At 47.9% G+C, this 22,733-nt stretch carries 20 protein-coding genes; 10 read left to right on the top strand and 10 right to left on the bottom strand.

Annotation, left to right across the window (positions count from 1 at the left end):
• Both BUA17_RS03065 and BUA17_RS03070 read right to left on the bottom strand, forming a co-directional pair.
• Positions 1-726, bottom strand: a complete 726-nt coding sequence (locus BUA17_RS03065; protein WP_072733459.1) for a YoaK family protein — start codon at positions 724-726, stop codon at positions 1-3.
• A 133-nt stretch (positions 727-859) separates the two neighbouring features.
• On the bottom strand, positions 860-1,585 hold the full coding sequence (locus BUA17_RS03070) for an alpha/beta hydrolase family protein (protein ID WP_244552060.1): 726 nt from the start codon (positions 1,583-1,585) through the stop codon (positions 860-862).
• A gap of 387 nt (positions 1,586-1,972) precedes the next feature.
• On the opposite strand from BUA17_RS03070, the gene BUA17_RS03075 reads away from it, so the two are divergent.
• Positions 1,973-2,719, top strand: a complete 747-nt coding sequence (locus BUA17_RS03075) for a GTP pyrophosphokinase (RefSeq protein WP_063563616.1) — start codon at positions 1,973-1,975, stop codon at positions 2,717-2,719.
• Between the two features lie 41 nt (positions 2,720-2,760).
• Positions 2,761-3,996, top strand: coding sequence for a multidrug effflux MFS transporter (locus tag BUA17_RS03080; protein WP_072732567.1), 1,236 nt, complete (start codon positions 2,761-2,763; stop codon positions 3,994-3,996).
• 131 nt (positions 3,997-4,127) lie between these two features.
• Here BUA17_RS03080 and BUA17_RS03085 read toward each other — a convergent pair whose 3' ends face one another.
• A complete protein-coding gene (locus BUA17_RS03085; protein ID WP_063563402.1) occupies positions 4,128-4,721 on the bottom strand; it encodes a hypothetical protein in 594 nt (197 codons plus the stop codon).
• Between the two features lie 259 nt (positions 4,722-4,980).
• Here BUA17_RS03085 and BUA17_RS03090 point away from each other — a divergent pair, with 259 nt between their 5' ends.
• The 6 genes from BUA17_RS03090 (at position 4,981) to BUA17_RS03115 (ending at position 12,861) form a co-directional block, all read left to right on the top strand.
• Positions 4,981-5,976: an iron-hydroxamate ABC transporter substrate-binding protein gene (locus BUA17_RS03090; RefSeq protein WP_244552061.1), complete on the top strand. Its 996-nt coding sequence runs from the start codon at positions 4,981-4,983 to the stop codon at positions 5,974-5,976.
• Between the two features lie 151 nt (positions 5,977-6,127).
• The gene (locus tag BUA17_RS03095) at positions 6,128-6,748 is read left to right on the top strand and encodes a flavin reductase family protein (RefSeq protein WP_063563403.1); all 621 of its coding nucleotides are present in this window, start codon (positions 6,128-6,130) and stop codon (positions 6,746-6,748) included.
• 212 nt (positions 6,749-6,960) lie between these two features.
• Complete coding sequence (locus tag BUA17_RS03100) at positions 6,961-8,115, top strand: type III polyketide synthase (RefSeq protein ID WP_063563404.1); 1,155 nt, start codon at positions 6,961-6,963, stop codon at positions 8,113-8,115.
• Between the two features lie 41 nt (positions 8,116-8,156).
• The gene (locus BUA17_RS03105) at positions 8,157-10,418 is read left to right on the top strand and encodes an MMPL family transporter (RefSeq protein WP_063563405.1); all 2,262 of its coding nucleotides are present in this window, start codon (positions 8,157-8,159) and stop codon (positions 10,416-10,418) included.
• Positions 10,419-10,628: 210 nt separating this feature from the next.
• Positions 10,629-11,648: an alpha/beta hydrolase family protein gene (locus BUA17_RS03110; protein WP_072732568.1), complete on the top strand. Its 1,020-nt coding sequence runs from the start codon at positions 10,629-10,631 to the stop codon at positions 11,646-11,648.
• A 40-nt stretch (positions 11,649-11,688) separates the two neighbouring features.
• Complete coding sequence (locus BUA17_RS03115) at positions 11,689-12,861, top strand: rhamnogalacturonan acetylesterase (protein ID WP_072732569.1); 1,173 nt, start codon at positions 11,689-11,691, stop codon at positions 12,859-12,861.
• Positions 12,862-12,999: 138 nt separating this feature from the next.
• Here the strand turns inward: BUA17_RS03115 and mnhG are convergent, their stop codons facing one another.
• The 6 genes from mnhG to BUA17_RS03145 are packed head-to-tail and all read right to left on the bottom strand — an operon-like array spanning position 13,000 to position 18,908.
• Positions 13,000-13,392, bottom strand: a complete 393-nt coding sequence (gene mnhG, locus BUA17_RS03120; RefSeq protein WP_062324636.1) for a monovalent cation/H(+) antiporter subunit G — start codon at positions 13,390-13,392, stop codon at positions 13,000-13,002.
• Entirely contained in the window at positions 13,376-13,660 is a 285-nt protein-coding gene (locus BUA17_RS03125) for a Na(+)/H(+) antiporter subunit F1 (RefSeq protein ID WP_053782045.1), read from the bottom strand. The genes mnhG and BUA17_RS03125 overlap by 17 nt, the downstream gene beginning before the upstream one ends.
• Positions 13,660-14,136 carry a Na+/H+ antiporter subunit E gene (locus tag BUA17_RS03130; RefSeq protein ID WP_072732570.1) on the bottom strand — a complete coding sequence of 159 codons (477 nt, stop codon included), beginning with the start codon at positions 14,134-14,136 and terminating at the stop codon, positions 13,660-13,662. The genes BUA17_RS03125 and BUA17_RS03130 overlap by 1 nt, the downstream gene beginning before the upstream one ends.
• Before the next feature lie 6 nt (positions 14,137-14,142).
• A complete protein-coding gene (locus BUA17_RS03135) occupies positions 14,143-15,621 on the bottom strand; it encodes a Na+/H+ antiporter subunit D (protein ID WP_063563410.1) in 1,479 nt (492 codons plus the stop codon).
• Positions 15,614-15,952, bottom strand: a complete 339-nt coding sequence (locus BUA17_RS03140) for a Na(+)/H(+) antiporter subunit C (protein WP_024631879.1) — start codon at positions 15,950-15,952, stop codon at positions 15,614-15,616. The genes BUA17_RS03135 and BUA17_RS03140 overlap by 8 nt, the downstream gene beginning before the upstream one ends.
• Position 15,953: 1 nt before the next feature.
• Complete coding sequence (locus BUA17_RS03145; RefSeq protein WP_072732571.1) at positions 15,954-18,908, bottom strand: Na+/H+ antiporter subunit A; 2,955 nt, start codon at positions 18,906-18,908, stop codon at positions 15,954-15,956.
• 303 nt (positions 18,909-19,211) lie between these two features.
• Between BUA17_RS03145 and BUA17_RS03150 the strand changes: the two genes are divergently transcribed.
• On the top strand, positions 19,212-20,858 hold the full coding sequence (locus BUA17_RS03150; RefSeq protein WP_072733461.1) for a sensor domain-containing diguanylate cyclase: 1,647 nt from the start codon (positions 19,212-19,214) through the stop codon (positions 20,856-20,858).
• A gap of 52 nt (positions 20,859-20,910) precedes the next feature.
• Positions 20,911-21,432, top strand: coding sequence for a hypothetical protein (locus tag BUA17_RS03155; RefSeq protein ID WP_072732572.1), 522 nt, complete (start codon positions 20,911-20,913; stop codon positions 21,430-21,432).
• Positions 21,433-21,530: 98 nt separating this feature from the next.
• Here BUA17_RS03155 and BUA17_RS03160 read toward each other — a convergent pair whose 3' ends face one another.
• Positions 21,531-22,649, bottom strand: coding sequence for a GGDEF domain-containing protein (locus BUA17_RS03160; RefSeq protein ID WP_072732573.1), 1,119 nt, complete (start codon positions 22,647-22,649; stop codon positions 21,531-21,533).
• Between the last annotated feature and the right edge of the window lie 84 nt (positions 22,650-22,733).

Raw genomic sequence — 22,733 nt, forward strand, 5'->3', positions numbered from 1 at the left:
TTAAATGTCATCCGTCGACGTTGCTTTGGTCGTTCCTCTGGAGTATAACCGTGCGTACAGGGTGACTCCTCCAACGATCAGAACAGGTATCCAGACTGCCATCATGGGTACGTGGTGGAACAACATCGCAGCTAGAATAACGCCGCCCAAATAGATCACAACGGCACCTGCGCGAAGGTATGCATCTGCTGATAGCGCTTTGACCAGCGAGCGGATATTGGCGTGTCGAAGTCGCTGAAGGATGCTTACCGCATCCTCAACCACGGCGGCCAGATTATTGGTAAGTACGGTCGTTGAGATACCGGCAATCCCAATGCGGCGTGCCGCAGTCGTTTGCATCCCCATGGCGGTGGCCAGCATAGCAATCAGCAAATAGGATACTTGTTCCGAATAAGGACTGATCATAGCGATGGCAAAGAGCAGAAGCAATATACTTTCTACAGTGAACACAGCTGTGACCCTGGAAGACCAGCCATTTTTCGTCTGCACATGTCCGATCATGTATGCCGCAATGGCATTACCAGCAATAAAACCAATGAGGGCAAGGAGTGCACGCAGCACAACCAATTCCTGAGCACGGGCAATCGCGATCCCCAGCAGCACAATATTACCCGTCATATTGGCTGTAAGCACATGCCCTAGTCCCAGGTATCCGATCACATCAACCATTCCAGCAGACATGCATAACAGCAGCATTGCGTACTTTTGGAGGGTATTTTGATTCATAATCATCCGTCCTTTCAAAAAAACGTAACCCCTCCAGTATACATCCACAACGCATGATCCTTCAAAATGAAGTTTATGATGAAGCCCAATTTCCCATAGCAGCAAACTTGTTTAAATCATGCCTACTCTGCAGCTAAGGTGCTGCAAGCCAGTCAAACATATTGTTCACTGCCGCCTCATGCATCCTCTCCTGAAAACGATGATCCTGTCCCCCATAAGCATGAAATGTAACGTTGGCACCTCTACGTTTCAGCCAATGATACATCCGGGTTCCATGACTGTAATTCACCTGCGTATCAGACGTGCCATGCATGATCAGCACAGGACAATGGAGTTTGTGTGCCTTCGACAAGGGAGAACGGGCGAGATAAGCTTCCGGAACTGAACGTGGCGAACCGCCAAGCACCCTTTTCAAAGTACGTCTCAAGTCGGTTCGTTCATGATAGGTACGTTCCACATCGGCGACACCGCTCCAAAGCACCAGTTTATGTACCTGCTGAGGTCCTTCATTGTAGGTTGTTGCTGTATGTACGGCATTAATGGCTCCACGCGAAAATCCCATCATTGAAATTCGCTTCGTATCGGCAAAGGGCCACTCTTGCACAAGTCGGTAAGCGGCGTGTACATCTTCGGCATCTCGTCCGCCATACTCGTCACGTCCTTCGCCACCTTCGTTACCACGGTATGATGGAGCGAACACGATATAACCTTTATGGACAAATTGCTCCAGCCAAGCGGTATTTACCCCACCATAGTTGCCCAACCCACCGCGGCAATAGATCAGAACCGGCCAACGTGCATCAATACCGTCCATGGTGTGTTGTTCTACAGGAGGGTAGCGGCTTGCGAGCTGTTGCATTTGCATGGATTCTTGCGTTACGGTGAAGCCTTGGAAGGCAGGGCTGCTATGAGTGTTTTCTAACGGCGAGAAGGCGGGTAAGAAGCAGCCGTCAGGCAGGCATAAATAGCCTTTTACCCGAAGCGCATCGGACGAATACGTCACATGATAGAGCAGGGGGATCGACCTCTTTCATCGGAAATGGTGTGCCAATTGACCATGATTCTTCTTTAGGATGCGCCTAAACGAGGTTCCCATACCTTTCCTCCAGCAACAGCCGTTCGGTGCGAGAAATTCGTTTATTGGCTCCATATGATTTATAATGGTTCAGGAGACATGTGAATTGACCTCTGTCCTCGTATTTATAAAACTAACTTTAGTGTGCACGAAGAAAGGAAGAAAACCATGATGAACGCTCCACATCCGATTGATCAATTCAAGAAATTTAAATATGAAATTACGAGATTTATGATGATTTATAAATTTGCTTTGGATCAAATGGAGACCAAAATCGAGGTGCTGAAGGAAGAATTTCAGTCCCTGCATGATTACAGCCCGATCGAACATACGAAATCCAGATTAAAGTCACCTGAGAGCATTATGAACAAGATGTTCCGCAAAAATCACGAGTTAACCTTTGAAAGCATCAAGGAAAATATTAAGGATATCGCGGGTGTGCGAATTACCTGCTCCTTTATCTCCGATATCTACCGGATTAAGGATATGCTGTGCAATCAAAGTGACCTGCGTGTGCTAGAAGTGAAAGATTATATCCAGAATCCGAAGCCAAACGGTTACCAGAGCCTTCATCTTCTGGTTGAAGTGCCTGTTTACATGTCTAATGGACAAGAGCGGGCGTGTGTGGAAATCCAGATTCGTACGATTGCGATGGATTTCTGGGCGAGCCTGGAGCATAAAATCTTTTATAAATACAATAAGGATGTTCCCGAGCGTTTAACGAAAGAACTGAAAAGTGCAGCAGACTCTGCCAACGCACTGGATCAACAAATGGAGAGACTGCACCGGGAGATTCAGGAGATCAAGGACGCCGAGAATGAGCGGGATGAAGAAGAACTACGCCGTATTATCATTAACAATCAACAGTTCACGCTACCTTCCAACCTGCTCAAGCTGTTAGGAAACGGGGAACAATAAGGAAACGTGAACTACCGCAGGGAAAGGAATATGTTATTCATATGAAAAGTACACCAGCTTCATTAAGCACCAATTCTACATCCCGTGTACGTATGGCATTGATTCTGGGGACACTGTCGGCCTTTGGGCCGCTGTCCCTGGATATGTATTTGCCAGCACTGCCTACACTGGCCGATGAATTCCAGTCATCCACTTCTTATGCCCAGCTCAGTCTAACGGCATGTATGGTCGGACTGGCCGCAGGGCAGCTGCTGGCTGGACCTCTAAGTGATGTACGTGGTCGTCGTGCGCCGCTTATTGCAGGTCTTATTCTCTATACGATCGCCTCCATACTCTGTCTGGTCAGCCCAACGATGGGCTCTTTTGTTGTGCTGCGTTTCATTCAGGGTGCAGCGGGAGCTGCGGGAATTGTCATCTCGCGTGCAGTGGTGAGGGATGTGTATTCCGGGCCGGAGCTAACACGTTTCTTCTCACTCTTAATGCTGATTAATGGGGTCGCACCCATTGCTGCACCAATTATCGGCGGGCAATTGCTTGCGTATACGTCGTGGCGTGGCGTATTTATTTTGCTGAGTATCATCGGGATTTTGACTTTAGTTGCTGTCGTGGTTGGTCTTGGAGAGACACTGCCTGCAGAGCGACGATCTAGCGGAGGACTGAAGCAGACGCTGATTACATTCCGCAAAATTGCAGGGGATCGCCTGTTCATGGGATATGCTTTAACCCAAGGGTTTGTATCTGCTGGTATGTTTGCCTACATATCGGGTTCGCCGTTCGTGCTTCAAAAAATATATGGCATTTCCCCGCAAATGTTCAGTATCTGCTTCGCCATTAACGGTCTGGGCATCATATTGGCAAGTCAGATTGCCGGAAGACTTGCAGGTAAAGTATCAGAAACTCGTCTGTTGATCGCAGGACTGATAACTGCTGCTCTGGGAGGAACATCGCTGCTCATCGCCATTCTAGCAGGAGGTAATCTGATTTCGGTCCTGATCCCGTTATTTCTCGTGGTATCCAGTGTGGGGCTGGTTAATACGGCTTCCTTCTCACTGGCGATGGCTAATCAAGAGAAATCAGCAGGCAGTGCATCAGCACTTATTGGGGTTATGACGTTCCTATTTGGTGGTATTGTCGCTCCGCTTGTAGGTCTTGGAGGAGAAGGCACAGCTGTGCCAATGGGCATTGTAATCGCTTGTGCGGATCTTGGTGCTTTGCTGATTTACTTTGTTATGGTAGGCAAGAACGGTAAACGTCAGGGTGAAAAACGCCTGGCGTGAAATGTATTGCATTGTTGCTGTGATTAGATAAATGCTTGCTGATAATAAGAAATAATGTAGCCATAAAAAAGCGCTCCAATTGGAAGGTTTTGTCCTCCAACTGGGGCGCTTGTTCTATGTGTGAACGTGATCTAGCAGAGAGCAAACAAAATCTGTGTATTGAGCAGGATACCTGGAGTCAGGAACGGATAGAAGTAACCAATGACAAAACCGAACAGATTGGTGGATGGCCACATTAAGTAAACGTCATTGTATGTGAATACGAGAGACCAGCGGTTATAACAGAAATTTTGCAGTACACGTTGCTCAGGATCACGAGGTGTTGCTACTCCAGATTGAGCAAATTGCACAGCCTGGGTCAGATTCTGTGGTTGTTGCTGGATAAATAGCGGTAGAAGACCAGGGCTGCTTTTGATCAGGTTATACAGAAAAACCATCTCAGCCGGGGGCTGACCTACCGGGCGTGGATAAGCGCTTAGAAGGGTAGGCAGATTGCCTTGTGATAGCTGAGCGGGCACACCCGGTGCCGTACCGGGTACGCCTCCAGGAAAGTAAGGAGGTTGACCGCCACTACCTCCGCCGGGAATGAATGGGGGATAGGAACCTGGTGATCCCGGAAAACCTGGCACAGGCTGACCTCCTGGAGCGCCTCCTGGGAATAGTGGGGGCAATTGAAACGAACGATCCTCATCATATCCTGAATAGGTGTTATAAACGTAATCCATGTACGAACATCCTTCCTGTCATCGTATTCTTGAATTAGCTTATGGCGGCATCCGCCTAAATGTGAATTGTTCGAATGAAGGGCTTTCGATCTTAAAAGGCAAAAGCTGCATTGACAACTTCGTTGATAACAATTATCATTGTCAATGGAATTGGACAAAAGTACATATCAGTATTATATGCATGAATAATGCATAAACGTCTAAGTCTGTCATAACAACTCATTCCATTGAGGTGTTCATATTGAAAGGGGATAGTCACTTGTTTAAGAAAAATAAAAAAATGGTCATGCTTCTGATCACTGTAATGGTCATGTCCATCTGGCTGGCAGCATGCGGATCGAAGCCAGCAGACAACGGTACAGCAGCAGGAGAGAACAATACAGCAACGGAGACAGAGACACAGACAGAAGCTCCGACAGAACGTACATTGACAGATGCAATGGGTCACGAAGTGAAAATCCCTGCAAATCCGGAGCGTATCATCGCTTCGTATCTGGAAGATAATCTGGTTACACTTGGCGTTAAGCCAGTTGCCCAATGGTCCGTAGCCAACGGAATCCAGGAGTATCTGCAAAAAGATCTGGACGGCATTCCAACGATTGCCTTCGATCTTCCTTTCGAAGCGGTAACAAGCTTCAACCCGGATCTGATTATCATCGGTTCCGAAAGTGTGGTTGAAGGCGAGAAATACGCACAATACAGCAAGATCGCGCCTACTTATGTACTTGGCGACGAAGTCAACAGCGACTGGCGCAAAGCGCTGCTGAAAATCGGCGAAATTCTGAATAAAGGCGATGAAGCACAAAAAGCGCTGGATGATTACGAAGTGAAAGCCACAGAAATCAAGGAAAAAATCAATACCGTTACAGGTGGAACGAAATCGGCAGCGGCCATTTGGTTGGTTAGCGGCAAATTCTTCATCGTAAGTGACAATGTATCCAGTGGTGAAGTGATGTACAAGGAACTGGGTCTTGCTGAGCCTGAAGTTGTGAAAGAAATCTCTGCTAATGCGACAGGTAACTGGTCTTCCATCTCGCTGGAAAAATTGGCGGAAATGGATGTAGACTACTTGTTCTTTGTGAATAGTGATGAAGGTACTGGTTCAGAAGCACTGAAAGATCCGGTATGGCAAAGCATCCCGGCAGTGAAAAATGGTAACTTATTCGAATTTACCCGTTCGAGCAGCTGGTTGTATAGTGGAGTTCAAGCGAACCTTCAAATTATGGAAGACATTCAGAACAGTATTGTAAAATAATAGATATCAAATACGAATCCGAATGTGTATACTCCTTGGTGCGATGAGCACCAGGGAGTTTTTTGTGATTTCAACATTTTACGATATATAATTACTAATGAAGTGAAGCTCGTCAGTATCGTTTTACAATTACGGAAGGGGATAGCTAATGATGTATACTTTGGATCCGCGAGAATTGACGGGCAGAGATAACTATAAACTGATGAGTGGTTCGGTGGTACCGCGCCCAATCGCATTTGTGACAACACTTTCTCATGATGGTAGCGTCATTAATGCAGCGCCCTTTAGTTTTTTTAATATAGTCAGCTCTGACCCGCCGATATTATCCATATCCATCGGTCGCAAGGATGGCGTTATGAAAGATACGGCTCGCAATGTGCTTTCCTTGCAAGAACTGGTAGTACATATCTGTGATGAATCGATTGCTCTTGACATGAACGAGACTGCTGCCATGCTGGAGCCCCACGAAAGTGAGCTGGAACGGACAAATCTAACGACTGTACCAAGTACGGTGGTCTCCGTACCAGCAATACAGGAAGCACTCATTCGGATGGAGTGTAAGTTGTATCAGCATATACTGATATCGAACGATGAGGGAAAACCTGTGAGTGATTTGCTTCTGGTTCGCATTGTACAATACCATTTCAGTGAGAACGTGTATGATCCTGCCACCAAATATATATTGATGGATCAGCTGAAACCGATTAGCAGACTGGCTGGAAATGACTATGCCAAACTTGGCGAGAGATTTACGGTGGTAAGGCCGGAGTAGCAGCGGAGCAGGCTGAACGATCTATTGAAGAATGGGTCCGGATAAGATAATAATAATCGTCGTTTAATAAGGCGGACAACATGTGCGGAATTCGCATATGTTGTCCGCCTTTGCTTGTTTCGTGAACATAAAGGGGGCAAGCCCTGAATAGACTTGTACTATATCCTGCACATGTGACAAGAACCCATTTATATATAAGGAGGTTGGAGCCGATGAACCAACTTGATGGAACCGTAGCCGCAAGTATCATAGGAATTGGAACGGCATTGCCTGTTCACCGCATTGAGCAAAAGGATGTGTCTGCTCGGCTCGCACAAGCGCTGGAGCATGAACCGGATTCCAGACGATGGGCCAAGCGAATATTCAACCAGTGCGGTGTCGAGACGCGTTATTCATGTGAGCCGAACCTGCTGGAGCCAGTAGAGTCTTGCCGTTATCTGCCCTTTACCCAGGCGGAGAACGTTCCGACCACAGCCGAACGTATGGCCAAATATAAGGAAGCAGCCGTTCCGCTTGGAATCCAGGCAGCGCGTCAGGCACTCGAGGATGCCATCGTTTCGACTTCAGAGATTACACATCTCATTACCGTCAGTTGCACAGGGCAATTCCTGCCCGGTCTCGATGTTCGGCTGATTCAGCAGCTTGAACTATCGCCACGTATTAACCGGATTCCGCTTGTGTTCCAGGGATGCGCCGCTGGTCTGAAAGCTGTACAGTTAGCAAATTCAATTGTGACGAGTGAGAAAGACGCTACAGTTCTTATCGTATGTGTGGAGCTGTGCACCCTTCATTTTCAGCCTTCCGCTAAGCGGGATGACCTGTTCGCAGCCTCCTTCTTCGGTGATGGCGCATCTGCCTGTGTTGTGGGCCTGTCCGGAACAGGACGCAAAGAACTGTTCAGATTGGGTAGCGGGCATTCCGTGTTGCTGCCAGACTGTTCTGAAGAGATGATCTGGGAAGTGGGCAATACCGGCTTCGATCTGTATCTCTCGCCACAGATTCCGAAGCTGCTGGGTTTACATCTTGGTCCAGAGGTTGAACGATTACTGAACGGCAGCGATCTACCAGAAATCTGGGCGATCCACCCCGGAGGCAGAGGTATTGTGGATGCGGTGCAGAAGCTGTACCAGCTGTCAGATGAACAGGTCGCTTACAGCCGAAACATTTTACGGGATTATGGAAATCTATCCTCTGTGACGATTTTGTTTGTTTTACAAGCCATCCGCGATGATTATCGTAAAAATGAAGAAGCTTCCAGCGGAATTGCACTTGCATTTGGACCGGGTTTAACAGCCGAATTGCTTCCTTTTACTTATGTTCCTGCATCCGTTGAAGAAAGAGAAACAGTGAATCAAGGCGCAATTTAAAAGAATCGGAATTACCAATCTGATAGCAGAGGAGCTTGGGTATGGGTTATCGCAGCCTTGCTGTCCTCATTAGCCGATATCCGCGGTTCATCATTCTCTGCTGGGTGTTTGTCATCGGGATGTCAGCCATCTGGGCATGGAAATTGCCTGGTATTGTTCAGGATCATGGATTGAACTTGAACCAGGGAGATGCTCATGCTGTAGAGCTTATTCTGGAGAAAGAGTTCCATGTTCCTGCTGATCCGGTTATTCTTCTATTTGAAAAAAAGACAGGCACTACCCCCGTCGAATTCCGGGGCTGGATTAAAAATCGTCTGCAACAGGTGAGTACACTGTCAAGTGTAACGTCCATAATCTCTCCGCTTGAATCACGTGGAAGCCGGATGCTGCGGGGGGATGTGGCCTATGCTTTGCTGGCGTTTGATGTACCGCCTCACAAGATGGGTCCGCCGCTTGAACAGCTGCGTTCCGTGCTTACAACAGACGGTACGGGAACGATCCAAATAACAGGGAAATCCGTTGTACAGCAGGATGTAAATCGTCTCAGTTTTCGCGATTTGGAACGGGCAGAGATTGTGGGATTGCCGCTTGCCTTCGTCATTTTGTGTTTTGCATTCAGAGGTCTTTATGCAGCGCTAATTGCAGTCATTATGGGAGTGTCCGGCGTCATAACGGCAATGGGAGTTACATCCCTAATGGGTTACCATCTGGCGCTCTCCAACTTTGTGATCAATGTTATTCCGATGGTGGGAATGGCGCTCAGCATAGACTTTGCTCTGATAATTCTCAGCAGATACCGTGAGGAACTCCAGCGAGGTCAGAATAGCGAAGAAACAGGTTCGAGGGCCGAGGAAGTTCTCCAGAGAATGCTGCGAACAGCAGGCAGAGCCGTATTCTTTTCTGCTGCTTGTGTGCTGTTAGGGCTGCTCGGTCTGCTCTGGATTAGACTGCCGATGTTTCTGAGTGTATCCCTGGGAGCCATTGTCGTGCTCGTCATATCGGTCCTGCTGAATATAACACTGCTGCCAGCCATTCTATCCCTCTATTCTGTGCGAATCTTTAGACAACATTCCGGGCATTCCATCTCTTCAAAGCAGGGCCAGCATCAACAATCATTGCCTTCACGTTCGATCTGGTCATTCTGGTCAGGCATCATTATGAAACGGCCGGTTCGGATGGCCTTGCTTGGAACGGGTGCGCTGCTTCTCTTTGTTCTACCGGTTGCCCGGTTAGAGATCGCCATTCCGGATGCTTCTTCCTTGCCTGGCAGAATGGAGTCTCGTCAAGCGACTGAGCAGATCCAGAGTATTTTTGGACAAAAGAATGTATCTGCTGTAGAGATTGTAATTGGTGGAACGGGAGAGCCGTTGACCACATTTCATTGGCGAATGGCGTTGAGTAAAATGCAAGAGCTTCAGCAGGATTCGAATGTGGTGGCTGTTGAGTCCGCGTGGGGGATCATGCTGCCGGACAAGCTCTCAGGCCAATCTCAATCTTATATTCAATCTCAAATGAACATCTTATCATCATCTTTGCGTGAGGCACTGAAAGAAACCACATCTCAGCCGCCTGCATGGCTGCGTTCATATGTGTCCGACTACTCTATTCGTATTGTGGCTACCATTCACGGAGCACCGGGTTCCGATGAGGCTGCATCCTGGCTCGAACAGATGAGGGCCAAGGACAGCGCTAACTCCATTCCCTTCATACCTCTGCGTTATGGGGGAGAAGCAGTCATGCAACATGAAATCATGCAAGAAGTTTCAGGTCAACTGCCCAAAGTGCTGGTGTTTGTTGTGGTATCGAATTATCTCGTATTACTCGCAGCATTCCGGTCACTGCTCATTCCAATCAAAGCCATTCTGATGAATCTGCTCAGCTTGGCTGCTTCATTCGGCGTGCTCGTACTGGTCTTTAATCAGGGCCATTTTGGCATGGAGCCATCTGCCATTGCCATTATGATTCCCGTGTTCATTGCTGGGCTTGTCTTTGGTATTTCGATGGACTATGGCGTATTTATGCTGACCCGCATCCAGGAGGTATACAGACGAACAGGGGATAGTGATCTGGCCGTACAGCAAGGACTGGCTTCAACCGGACGTCTGATTACATCGGCGGCGGCGATTCTACTGGCAGTGACTGTGCCTTTTGCGTTTGCTGACGTGGCGGGTGTCAAACAGCTGGGAATCGGAATTACAGCGGCGGTGTTCATTGATGTAACCATTATCCGCCTGGTGCTGGTACCTGCACTTATGAAATTGATGGGCAGATGGAACTGGTGGCTACCAGGGCACAGGGAATAAAAGGCCGGATTAAGAAGGATGTTCTCGGAGCCTGAAGATCAGGTATGCGAGGATATCCTTTTTTTCATCAAAATAGTGTGAATTCAGCCCAAAACAGGCAATAATGTTCAATTCACCGACTGTACCGTGATTTATAATAGACTGGACAAGTCCAACATATATTTTCTTACATACGTCTATCATTTGAATCCACAGGAGGGATGAACGGTAATGTCGGATATTGAATCTTATCTGCAAAAACAAACAAGCCCGCGTGGACGCTCCGCGTACCAGACGGGTCAATCTCTTGAGCAATGGCGCAGCCAGTTGCGAGCACGGATTATAGATCGGCTGGGCGGCTTCCCATCCGTGGTGGCGGAGCTGAATCCCGTACTGCTCGAACGCACCTCATGTGATGGCTACATTCGTGAGCGGGTTGAGATTACGACCTACGCAGGGTTGCGCATGCCTATCTATATGCTGATACCGAATTTAGTAAGCGTTACCAAAGAATCACGCCCCGCCATTATAGCCTGCCATGGACACGGGTATGGTAGCCGGGAGATCTCCGGCTTGGAACCCGACGGTTCACCGCGTAAAGGAGAGCCTGGCTTGCATAAAGACTTCGCCGTCGCCCTTGTACAGCGTGGATATGTGGTTGCCGCTCCTGAATTGCTTGGATTTGGTGACCGAAGGCTGGAGGAGGATCGGGATGCACCACCCGGCGCTAGCTCCTGTACCAAAATTGCCGCCCATCTGCTCATGACTGGGCAGACCCTGGCCGGGCACCGAATCTATGAAACGATGCGTGTGATGGATTACGTAACCACCCGCCCTGAAGCTGATCCAGTGCGGATCGGCAGCATGGGCATCTCGGGTGGTGGACTCGTGACAGCATTCACTGCTGCATTGGATGAACGGTGCCGTGCGGCTGTGGTGAGCGGTTACGCTAGTACTTTCCAGGGCAGCATATTGGACAGAAATCATTGCCTCGACAATTATATTCCAGGAATTCTGCGGGAAGCAGAGCTGCCGGATATCATAGGTCTGATCGCACCCAGGCCGCTATTTATTGAAGCTGGAAGTGAAGATCAGGTATTTCCGCTGCCAACAGCAAAAGAAGCCTATGCACGTTTGACAGAGATCTATGAACAGGCGGGAGCACAGAAATGGCTCGATGCAGACTTTTTTACAGGAGGCCATGAGATCAGCGGAGCGAAAGCCTATGACTGGCTTGATAACGTTCTGTAAGGCAATCATACAAATGAACCTTTGAGAGGAGAGTTTAGTTATGAAATGGTCAAAATCCGTGCGGTATTTGCTCTGTCTTACCCTGATTACTAGTCTGATTGGAGGTGCTCTGGCAGCTAATGGCGGACAGATCGCCCAAGCTGCGGCGAATGAGTACAAATTTGATTTTGGTGCTGGTGCAGTTGAGAATGGTTACACTGGTGTATCAGCAACGGAGGCCTACAATTCAGCAAAAGGTTATGGATTCAATACACCTGCTAATATGCGTAATGTATCTGCATCTGGAACGGGCGTTGCAAGTGATGCCGTTCAGTTTGTCACCTTTGGCACGAAGAGTACGAATACGTTTAATGTGGATCTGTCCAATGGTCTCTATGAGGTCAAAGTGGTCCTGGGCAATACAGCAAGATCGAGTGTGGCCGCAGAAGGCGTTTACCAGATCATTAATATGACGGGGAATGGGGCGACCGATCAATTTCAAATTCCGGTGACGGATGGACAGTTAAATCTACTGGTAACAGAAGGCAAGGAAGGCACGGCATATACACTCAGCGCACTTGAAATCCGGAAAATATCGAATCAGACGGTGACGAACCGTACGATCTATATTGGTGGCGATTCGACGGTCTGCAATTACTATCCACTCAGCAGCAGTATACAGGGTGGCTGGGGACAGCTTTTTCCTTCCTACGTGAATACCAGTACATTTCAAGTTCGCAATATGGCCTCTAGTGGTCAATTTGCAAGAGGTTTCCGCGATGATGGACAGATGGAAGCAATTTTGAAGTATATTAAGCCAGGAGACTACTTTATTTTGCAATTAGGGATTAACGATACCAATGCCAAGAACAATACAACCGAAGCAGAATTCAAGGAGATCATGCGTGACATGGTCCGTCAGGTCAAAAATAAAGGAGCCACCGTCATTCTATCGACACCTCAGGGTCGGGCAACTGATTTCAATTCAGCCAATGTGCATACTGCGGAGAATCGCTGGTACAATGCATCTACACGTGCACTGGCTCAGGAAGAGGGCGTGACGCTTGTAGAACTGAACAAACTCAGTTCGGCTTATTTCACTTCCATTGGACCGGCTGCAACACTGGCCTTGTATATGACAGGAGACACGCTGCATCCGAATCGTGATGGTGCTGCTCAGCTTGCACGAATCGTTGCTGCTGATCTGAGAAGACAGGGACTGAATGGATTTTGATCCGGTTAAAATATAGCTTCGTCCCGCTACTCCACGAACATAGATTGGACTAAGCTGAATCGTATAGCCAAAAATACCCCCGGGACGGCCACGTAATGTGAGGCATGTCCCGGGGGTATTTGCTTGTTAACCAAGTGACTATTCCATCATATCCTTGGCCTCGTGGTTGACCTTTTTACCTTTCAAAAGTGGCTCAAGTTCATCCTGTACACTTTGTTCCCATAGAGGTACGTCTGTGCGATAGGCAGCCCGTCCGTTCAGATGTCCGGCTACCGGTGCTGTGATAAATACAAACACAATGCCAAGCAATACCCGAGCACTGATATAGTTATCGAAATACCAGAAGAAGAGAAACGTTCCGCTCAGTACACAAAGTACACCGAGTGTAGTACTTTTGGTGGCGGCATGTGCCCGTAAATAGACATCTGGCAGTCGGATCAGTCCGAATGCACTAAATGCGCTCAGTAATGCTCCCAGCAAGACAATGAGCCCAATGACAATTCCGGCGGTTCCATCAACGATCTCCTTCATTTTTGAATACCGCCCCCCGTTCAATGTATCGTGCAAATGCAACTGTGCTTAGAAAAGCGAGAATGCCAATCAACAGAATGATATCCAGATAAGCTTGGGTATGAAGCATCATGGATAGAACTGCAACGATGGCAATGACGTTAATACCGATCGTATCCAGTGCCGTAATCCGGTCGGCCATGGAGGGTCCCCGCAGCACCCGGTACAGACAACCCAGGATCGCTAGGGAGAGAATAAGCAAGGAAATGAATAACAGTGAGGATAACATTATCGTGTCACCTCCATAATGGCTTTTTCAAACGTGTTTTTGATATCATCACTCATTTTCTGTTCGTCTTTGATATCCAATGCATGAATAAATAATTTGCGTTGATTCCCCGAAATTTCAAGTGGAAGGGAACCTGGCGTCAGTGAGATGAGCAGGCACAGGAGTGTAACTTCCCAGTCGGAGGACAGCTGTGTCTGATAGGTAAATATGCCGGGCCGAATATCAAGCTTCGGCTTCACAATTTGGCGAATAACTTCAATACTGGCCCGTACCAGTTCCTTGAACAGCAAGGCAATCAGCTTGATGATTGCCCAGACACGAACGATATAGAAGCGTTGTGGAAAGAATCGCCGCATGCTCCCAATCAATAGCAGACCCAGCAGATAACCCGTGAGAAAGCCAACCCCATTCCACTCATTATTTAGAAACATCCATACAAAGGCAATGATCAGATTCAGTACAATCTGAAAGGCCATACGCATCTACTCCTTCAACACTGCATCAATATAAACATTGGGATGCAGCAGAATGTCGCCTGCGCGGGAGGTCAGTTGGAACATACCCTCAGCCCCCACACCCATCGCGATGATGAACACAAACAGAATTCCGGCAGGGATGAGCAGGCCGTTCACGGCGTAAGGTCTTCTCACTGCGCCTGCCGGCGGTTCACCCCAGAACGCCTGGATGAAGATGCGAAGAACCGAATACAACATCAGCAGGCTGGAAAGGACGGCAATGCCTGTCAGTCCGTACAGACCTGCCTGCAACCCGCCTTCGAACAGCAACAATTTCCCAGGAAATCCACTGAACGGAGGAATACCTGCCAGCGCAAGTGCACTGATGAAGAACATCCAGCCAAGCAGTGGGTAGCGGTGGATCAGCCCGCCCATATTGTCGAGTTTGGAGGTGCCTGCGACCGCGATCAGAGCGCCTCCGAGCAGGAATAGCAGTGTTTTGATGAGCATATCATGCAGCATGTAGAAGAGTAGACCTTCCAGTGCAGGACGGCTGGCAGCAGCCATCCCGAAGGCTACAAATCCCACCCCTGCGATCACGTTGTAGATCAGTATTTTATTGACGTCACGATAGGAAATTGCGCCGATTACTCCGAGTACCATGGTCGCTCCAGCCATCCAGCCGATAAGGGCATGGAAGAAATCCGGGTCATGATAGAAAATCAGTGTGAATGTTCGCACAATGGCGTACAGGCCAACTTTGGTCAGCAAACCGGCGAATAGGGCGGTGACCACTGCCGGAGGGGCTGCGTAAGAGCCGGATAACCAGAAGAACAGGAACAGTCCGGCTTTGATACTGAATACGATCAGGAACAAGACAGCGATCAGGGTGATGACTCCACTCTGTCCAACTTCGGCGATCCGATTGGACAAGTCGGCCATGTTTAATGTGCCTGTAATAGAGTAGAGAAAGCCGATAGAGGCAACAAATAGTGCAGAAGAGACAATGTTAATCAACACATACTTGATCGTTTCTCGTAATTGTCTTTCCGTACCTCCCAATACAATTAGTGCATAAGAAGAGATGAGCATCAGTTCAAAGCAGACAAACAGGTTAAACAGGTCTCCGGTAAGAAACGAACCGTTCACGCCCGCAATCAGGAAATGAAAGAACGGGTAAAAATGATGTTCTTCCCGTTCCTTATTTACACTGCGGAAGGCATAGAGCAGACACGCCAGTGCAATAATCGAAGCGGCCACGACAAGCAAGGCCGATACCATATCTGCAACAAGTACAATACCGTAGGGTGGTTCCCAGCCTCCCATATTGAGCGTCTGTATGCCGGACTGTGTCACTTGGGTAATCAGGACAGTTGAAGCGGCTGCGGTCAGCAAAAGGCCAATAACACTCACAACCCGCTGGATGTTTACCCGCCGGAAGAATAGAAGGGCTATAACCCCTGTAATCAGTGGCAGTAGAATGGGCAGAACAACGAGATTATTCATAAGGACGCCCCCTTACTTCTTCCATATCGTCTGTTTTCAGCTTCAGATAGGAACGATAGGAAAGTACAAAGAAAAAGGCGGTAAGTCCGAAATTAATAACAATGGATGTCAATATCAGCGCCTGGGGAAGTGGATCAACGTAGCGTTCAGCCTGCTCCCCAAGCAGCGGTGGTGCTCCAGTTTTGAGACGGGACATCGTAATCAGCAGTAGATGCACCCCGTGAGTGAGTATGGACATGCCAAGCACGATCCGGAGCAGGCTCCGCGATAAGATTAAAAAGACGGCGACTGCAAACAAAATGCCAACGGCCACACACATCAATATTTCCATATCAGCGATCCTCCCCGATCTGTAGAATGATATTCATGGTGACTCCCAGGACGGCGAGATATACGCCGAGGTCAAACAGCATCGCGGTTGCAAGTTCTGTTTCTCCGAGTATTGGAAGATCGAAATAACCAAAGGTCTGACTCAGGAAGGGTACGCCGAACAAAAACGAGCCTGCTCCAGTCAATAAGGCAATGCCCAGCCCGATGGCTGTCAAGGTGCGAAAATCGATAGGTAACGCTTTACGTACAGTATCTGTACTGAACGCCAGCGCAATTAACACGAGACCAGCGGCGGTCACCAGACCGCCAATGAACCCGCCACCCGGGTTATGATGTCCTGCGAAGAACAGATGCAGCGCGAAGGTCAGAATGATAAAGACAACAACCTTGGTCGTTGTTTGCAACAACACATCGTTGCTTTGCAGTGGTACGGTATCCCAGGTTGATGAGCTACGTTCACGGTTGCCATACTTTTTCGTATTGTCCGCTTTGTCATCCGTATCTTCATCGGTTTCTTCAGTCTGTTCTTTCTTGCGGAATTTCAGTCTTGCGCCAAGGTCCCTCGCTTCAAGATTCAGATTAATCATGGAGTAGATGGACAACGAAGCTACCCCAAGTACCATAATCTCCAGTAAGGTATCAAAACCACGGAAGTCCACCAGCAACACGTTGACGACATTTTTGCCGCCAGCCAGATTGTAACTTTCCTGAATGAAAAAGTCCGAAATGCTCTCGAGTGACGCGGTTCCGCTCGCAGCTAATGCAACAAAGGTCATGACCACGCCTACGGCAATGGCAACAATCATATTTACACTAAGATAGCTGCGGCTTGATTTGCCTCGTTGCAGTTCAGGCAGATGATAGAAGCAGAGCAGAAACAGTGCAACGGATACCGTTTCGACAATCATCTGGGTCAATGCCAGATCCGGCGCTCGGAACAGCACGAACAGTAATGTGACGAGGTAACCCACTGCGCCTGTCATAATGACTGCGGATAGTCTGTTCTTGGCAAAAGGGATCGAAACCGCTGATGCAATCAGTGCGAGGAGCAGTACTGCTTCATAGAAAGAAAAAGGGGCGTTGCCCTTGAAATTCCAGGTGATATTTTCCCCCGAGCGGAAAAAAGCATAAACCAGCAATGCAACGGTGAACGAGAAAATGTATACCAGGTAGTTACGAACCGAGCCATTCATATAGGCTTCCGTCCATTTGCGTGCATAATGCTGAAGGTTATCGAGTACGACATGGTACATATTGTTTATCGTTAACCCTTGTGGGTAATGCTCATAAATCGTTCTCCAGCGCGGCAGCAGTTTGTACAATGTAATACCGAGGGCGATTACACCAATGGTCATGATTAATTCTGGTGTGATGCCATGCCATAGAGAGAAATGAACATCAAAGTGTTCATTTCCGTTCAACAGTGATGGAAGTACAGCAGCCATCGCTGGTTCAATTAATGATCCAGCCAGCAGATTCGGGAATAGACCGAATATGATCACGAGTATCCCGAGAATAACCGGAGGAATTAACATGCCAACGGGAGCTTCATGCAGCTTCTCGGCAGGAATCTCGCTGCGGGTGCGACCAAGGAACGTTTTGAACACAATAATAAGCGCATAGATCAGAGTGAACACACTTGCGAGCCAGGCGAACACAGGCATGAGTATACTCCATGATCCGAGTCCAAAGATGCGGAGGTGTGTTACTTCCACCATAGCCTGGAAGAACAGCTCCTTGCTCAGAAATCCGTTAAACGGCGGAATTCCGGCCATGGCGAGTGCTCCGACGAGCGCTACCGTAAAGGTCACTGGCATAAATGAAGCAAGTCCGCCGAGTTTCCTTATATCCCGCGTGCCTGTCTCATGATCCACAATGCCAACGACCATGAACAGTGCCGCTTTGAAGGTAGCGTGATTGAACAGATGAAGCAGTGCTGCCGTAATGGCAACCGTGTACATCGCGGAGGATTCGCCATATCCGAAATAGATGGCCGCCGAGCCAACGCCGAGCAGGGACATGATTAAACCAAGCTGTGAGATGGTAGAGTAGGCCAGGATCGCCTTAAGGTCATTTTTTTTCACGGCAAGGAATGATCCATAACACAGGGTGAGCAGTCCAACCCCGGTGACAAGCCAGAACCATAATCCCTGTCCACCAAAGATGGGTGTAAACCGGGCGACGACATACAGTCCCGCCTTGACCATGGTCGCCGAATGCAGATAGGCGCTAACCGGTGTTGGAGCTTCCATGGCGTCAGGCAGCCATATGTGGAACGGGAACTGCGCCGATTTCGTAAAAGCACCGATCAGAATCAGCACAAGAGCGGGCAAGAATAGTGCACTATCCTGAATCTGTCCCCATTCCGTAATGGTTGCACGGATGCTGAACGTGCCTGTCATGAGATACATCAGCATGAATCCGGCAAGCATGGCGAATCCGCCAAATACGGTAATGAGGAACGATTTCTGTGCGCCTGAGGTGGATTCTTTACGTTTGTAGTGAAAAGCGATCAGGAGAAAGGACGTAATACTGGTCAACTCCCAGAATCCATACAACACAATCATATTGTCTGACAGCACCACGCCAAGCATGGCTCCCATAAACATCAGTAGATACAAATAAAAGCGGTTTAAGGCTTCTTTGGTATCCATGTAGAAAATGGAGTAGAGCACCACCAGTGTTCCTACACCGGTGATTAACAATGTCAGCAGCAAACTTAGACCATCAAGATATAGATTAAATCCAATGTCCAGTGACGGAATCCAGGGGATATACCCAGATACCGTATTGCGCTGAGACACGGCGGGTACGAGGCTCGCAAAATAAACAAATAATAGGGCCGGGACAAGTAAAACCAGCCATCCCATATGTATTTTACGGAAGAAACGATGCAGCATGGCAAGTACAATACCAGCGGCAAAAGGCAGAATCACAGCAACATGAAGCAGGCTCAACATTACACCCCCAATGACTGAATTTCTAATGCTCTTTGTTGTGGCAAACCGTGCTCATATGGCTCTGTGAGCATGCTTGCTCTCTATATTCATAACCCAAGTATGTATATACAGAATCGTGACTATTCTTTGAATGGAAGAAACAAGGTGCGAATAGCGTTCCCATATTGTATGGAAATGTATAATGAAAAAAGACATTATTTCCGATAAAGATGAAAACGAATAGGTGACATCCCGTAGTTCTTAACAGCATGAATGATGTTGAAAAAAGCAAGCTGGTTTCACCGTTTATTGGAGGAAGTTATGTCATTCAAGCTTAAAACTGTTCTCACCATGACCTTCGCTGTGTTATCCCTGTTGGTTACACTCACGATTGGTTATATTCTAAGTCAAAAATCATCCATAGCTGTCGAAACGGAGATTGGTCATGCCCTCATCAGCACGGCTTCTCAGACTTCAGACAAGCTGGATCGCTTCATGTGGTCGCGTTCAGGAGAATTGGATCTTCTGGGCCGAATGATTGCTCTAGAGGACCGCTTCGAGCCTGCCGAAATGCAGATGCTGCTGAATCAGCTTCAAGATAGCTTTCCCACATTCTCATGGGTTGGATTCATGAATCCCGAAGGAAAAGTGCTGGCTTCCACAGAAGGCATATTGCGTGGTGAAAATTTATCGGAACGACCTGTGTATCAGGAGGGAATCAAGGGTAAATTTATCGGAGATGTCCATGATGCAGTCCTTCTGGCGAAGCTGCTTCCGAACCCAACCGGCGAACCACTGCAATTTGTTGATATCAGCTTTCCGGTGAAATACAAGAACGGAGAGATTGCTGGCGTGCTTGCCGCACATTTGAGCTGGGCCTGGGCGAAGGAAATGGAGGAAAGTGTCCTGGAGCCGCTGAAACATGAGGAAAAGGACATCGAGATGTTTATTGTCAGTCAAAAGGAAAATACGGTGCTGCTTGGTCCAAAAGAATGGATTGGTCGTCCTTTAAAGCTATCGGGCATTGAATGGGCAAGACTGAACAAAAGCAGCTGGTCCATAGAAGAATGGCCGGATGGAAAAGAATATGTAACAGGATTTGCTACTAGCCAAGGGCATTTGGACTATCCGGGTCTGGGGTGGACGGTGGTTATTCGTCAGCTCAAGTCAGCAGCGTTTGCTTCCGTGACCGACATGCTTTGGTTCAATGTGTGGGCAGGGCTCTCGGTTACGGTGCTATTTGCACTGATTGGCTGGCTGATCTCCCGCCAGATCTCGGCCCCGATTGCACGGCTAACTCAAGTGGCGAATCGGCTTGGTGCTGGAGAGCAAGTACAGATTCCAGAAAATCGAGGCTTTAGGGAAATCGAAGTACTGTCACGTTCACTGGGAGATATGTTGACTTCGCTAACGAATAAAGATTCGGAACTGGTTGTTATGCAGAATCTGGCCCATTACGACCAATTGACCGGACTACCGAACCGAACAGCGCTCGAGCTCTATCTGGAAGAATCCTTGGAGATGGAAAGTGAAAATCACACATTAACATTCCTTTACCTTGATCTGGATGGATTCAAAAGTGTGAATGATACGCTTGGGCATCAGACCGGAGATGTTCTGCTGAAGAAAGTGGCTCAGCGTTTGACCAGTCTCAGTCATGATATGGGCATCACGGTAAGGCTTGGTGGAGATGAGTTCCTCATTGTGCTTCGCTCTGTGGGAAGCAATCCAAGAGAAGAAGCTCGTACCTATGCAGAAGATATCATCCAGAGCCTGAATAAGCCGTTTATTATTGAATATGAGCGAATTCATATCGGCTGCAGCATTGGAGGAGCTGAGTATCCTACGAACAGTGGCAATCCGAGTGAAATTATCCGCATGGCAGATGAGGCGTTGTATGAATCGAAACGTGCGGGCAAAAATAGAATGACATTCTATCCAGAATTGAAGAACACAGTTAGAGAATAATATAATATAAAGTAAGAGTTAACTGATCCGCATACAGGCAAGGAGCGATGAGATGTCTGGAAAATATACCAATGTACCCTATGGTTATGAACCGCCCCCGGCTACCCGGAAAGGCACGCTGATTTTCTATGATTCATTTGAACACGTAACGGATCAACAGCTTGAACGCGCCGCTGCTATTGCGGACACACGTTCTTTTGTGCAACTTGTGCTCTATCCGCTGCATGAGAATACAGTGAAGAGAATGAGCAAGGATGGTGTGCAGCCTTTTTACAAAAGGGAAGACCGTCTTCATGACTGGAGAAGGGAGTATGCATCCTCCCGCATACGGGTGGAAGGCTGGGAAGGCAAGAGAAAGAAGTATACGCCGATCGAAGCAGCCCTGCGTCATATAGCAGAAGAGTATCCCGCTCCCCATTTCCTGTACCTCACTGTAGAGATGGCGAATCAGTTCGCATCATTTGATTCGTTCAAAGATTGGATTAAGGAAGTACGTCTGATTATTGATGGAGATGCCGTTAAGCTCCACCCGAAGCTGGAGCAAAATGCACATCGCTGGGAATGGGCAGAGTGAACCAATATATTCTGAGTGACGATTAGCGTTAAAAAAAGTAGTGCTGTACAGCCGGATTCCCGGTGAACAGCACTACTTTTTTGCGTTTTTTTGGAGGATTAAACCAGATCAAGGGACGTCATCGTTTTATTTTTCCCCGTTCGTTTGGCGGCATAGAGACATGCATCCACTTCCTCAAACAGCTTGTCCTTGGACAGATGAGCGCTGTAGCTTTTAAGTCCGACACTTACCGTAATATATTGCCCTTCAAGCTCCAGATGAACGAGACGAGCAATTTTCTTGCGGATCTGCTCCACTAAGGCATAAGCTTGCTCGAAGGGTTGCTCAAACATTAAGAGTGCAAATTCTTCTCCACCATAACGCGCCGCGATATCGCTTGATGTGATGTTCTCCTGAATGATCAGAGAGACTCTCTCCAGAATGGTGTCTCCCACCCGATGCCCATATGTATCATTAATTGACTTGAAGTTGTCAATATCAATCAGAGCTAAATGTAGACTCATGCCATTATTGGCATACTCAAACGCTTTTTCATAGTAGTCCTTAAAGGAGCTTTGATTATACAGATTGGTTAACCCGTCTGTCTTGGACTGCTTGCTCATAATGGCGTTTCGCACAATCAGATCCTGCTTGGCAAGCATACTGGCCTGAAGATCATCCAGTACCTCGACGCCGCTCGTAACAATCAATTGTGCAACATATGTACCTACAATGAGAAAAGCCGGAATGGAAACCATATCAAACGAAGATAAGTACAGCCGATAGGCTGGGTCGCAGAGTACGATGACATAGCCAATCATCTGCATGAGGCATACCGTCCATACCCGTTTCTTGTTGAAAAACAGTACCGAAGCAAAGATCGGCAACAGACATATGGCCAGTATAATGCGAATGTCGTAATTGACACGTATGATGGTCCAGGCAATCACTGTGCTGGCCACGGACATGGAATAGAAGGAGAACGAACTGAAACGGCGTTCCACCCAACTGGCGATCAGAATAGCGAAAGCGCTGGCTAACGTAGGCCAAAATAAAACGTAGATCATGAAATCTTCTGGAGTGCGATCATAATCAAGAAACAGAAAGCAGCCTATTTGAATGACAACATGCGTTAATACGACGACCCAGTAAGCGCGAAGCATTTTTTTGATCCATTTGGAATGCTTGAATTCGTACTCGGTTGGGATATGGTTGCTATGTAAGTTGGGACTCTTCAATATATCACCGCTGACTGCATCATAATGATACGACAGGCATTGCTCTCGTATGTTTTAATTATAAAACACATTGCACGAAACGCA

The organism is Paenibacillus sp. ov031, from assembly GCF_900143165.1.
In the GTDB taxonomy this organism is placed as follows: domain Bacteria; phylum Bacillota; class Bacilli; order Paenibacillales; family Paenibacillaceae; genus Paenibacillus; species Paenibacillus marchantiae.

Coding starts and splice junctions, on each gene's coding strand:
- BUA17_RS03065 (WP_072733459.1), bottom strand. CDS start 726: ATGAATCAAAATACCCTCCAAAAGTACGCAATGCTGCTGTTATGCATG.
- BUA17_RS03070 (WP_244552060.1), bottom strand. CDS start 1,585: ATGCAACAGCTCGCAAGCCGCTACCCTCCTGTAGAACAACACACCATG.
- BUA17_RS03075 (WP_063563616.1), top strand. CDS start 1,973: ATGAACGCTCCACATCCGATTGATCAATTCAAGAAATTTAAATATGAA.
- BUA17_RS03080 (WP_072732567.1), top strand. CDS start 2,761: ATGAAAAGTACACCAGCTTCATTAAGCACCAATTCTACATCCCGTGTA.
- BUA17_RS03085 (WP_063563402.1), bottom strand. CDS start 4,721: ATGGATTACGTTTATAACACCTATTCAGGATATGATGAGGATCGTTCG.
- BUA17_RS03095 (WP_063563403.1), top strand. CDS start 6,128: ATGTATACTTTGGATCCGCGAGAATTGACGGGCAGAGATAACTATAAA.
- BUA17_RS03100 (WP_063563404.1), top strand. CDS start 6,961: ATGAACCAACTTGATGGAACCGTAGCCGCAAGTATCATAGGAATTGGA.
- BUA17_RS03105 (WP_063563405.1), top strand. CDS start 8,157: ATGGGTTATCGCAGCCTTGCTGTCCTCATTAGCCGATATCCGCGGTTC.
- BUA17_RS03110 (WP_072732568.1), top strand. CDS start 10,629: ATGTCGGATATTGAATCTTATCTGCAAAAACAAACAAGCCCGCGTGGA.
- BUA17_RS03115 (WP_072732569.1), top strand. CDS start 11,689: ATGAAATGGTCAAAATCCGTGCGGTATTTGCTCTGTCTTACCCTGATT.
- mnhG (WP_062324636.1), bottom strand. CDS start 13,392: ATGAAGGAGATCGTTGATGGAACCGCCGGAATTGTCATTGGGCTCATT.
- BUA17_RS03125 (WP_053782045.1), bottom strand. CDS start 13,660: ATGTTATCCTCACTGTTATTCATTTCCTTGCTTATTCTCTCCCTAGCG.
- BUA17_RS03130 (WP_072732570.1), bottom strand. CDS start 14,136: ATGGCCTTTCAGATTGTACTGAATCTGATCATTGCCTTTGTATGGATG.
- BUA17_RS03135 (WP_063563410.1), bottom strand. CDS start 15,621: ATGAATAATCTCGTTGTTCTGCCCATTCTACTGCCACTGATTACAGGG.
- BUA17_RS03140 (WP_024631879.1), bottom strand. CDS start 15,952: ATGGAAATATTGATGTGTGTGGCCGTTGGCATTTTGTTTGCAGTCGCC.
- BUA17_RS03150 (WP_072733461.1), top strand. CDS start 19,212: ATGTCATTCAAGCTTAAAACTGTTCTCACCATGACCTTCGCTGTGTTA.
- BUA17_RS03155 (WP_072732572.1), top strand. CDS start 20,911: ATGTCTGGAAAATATACCAATGTACCCTATGGTTATGAACCGCCCCCG.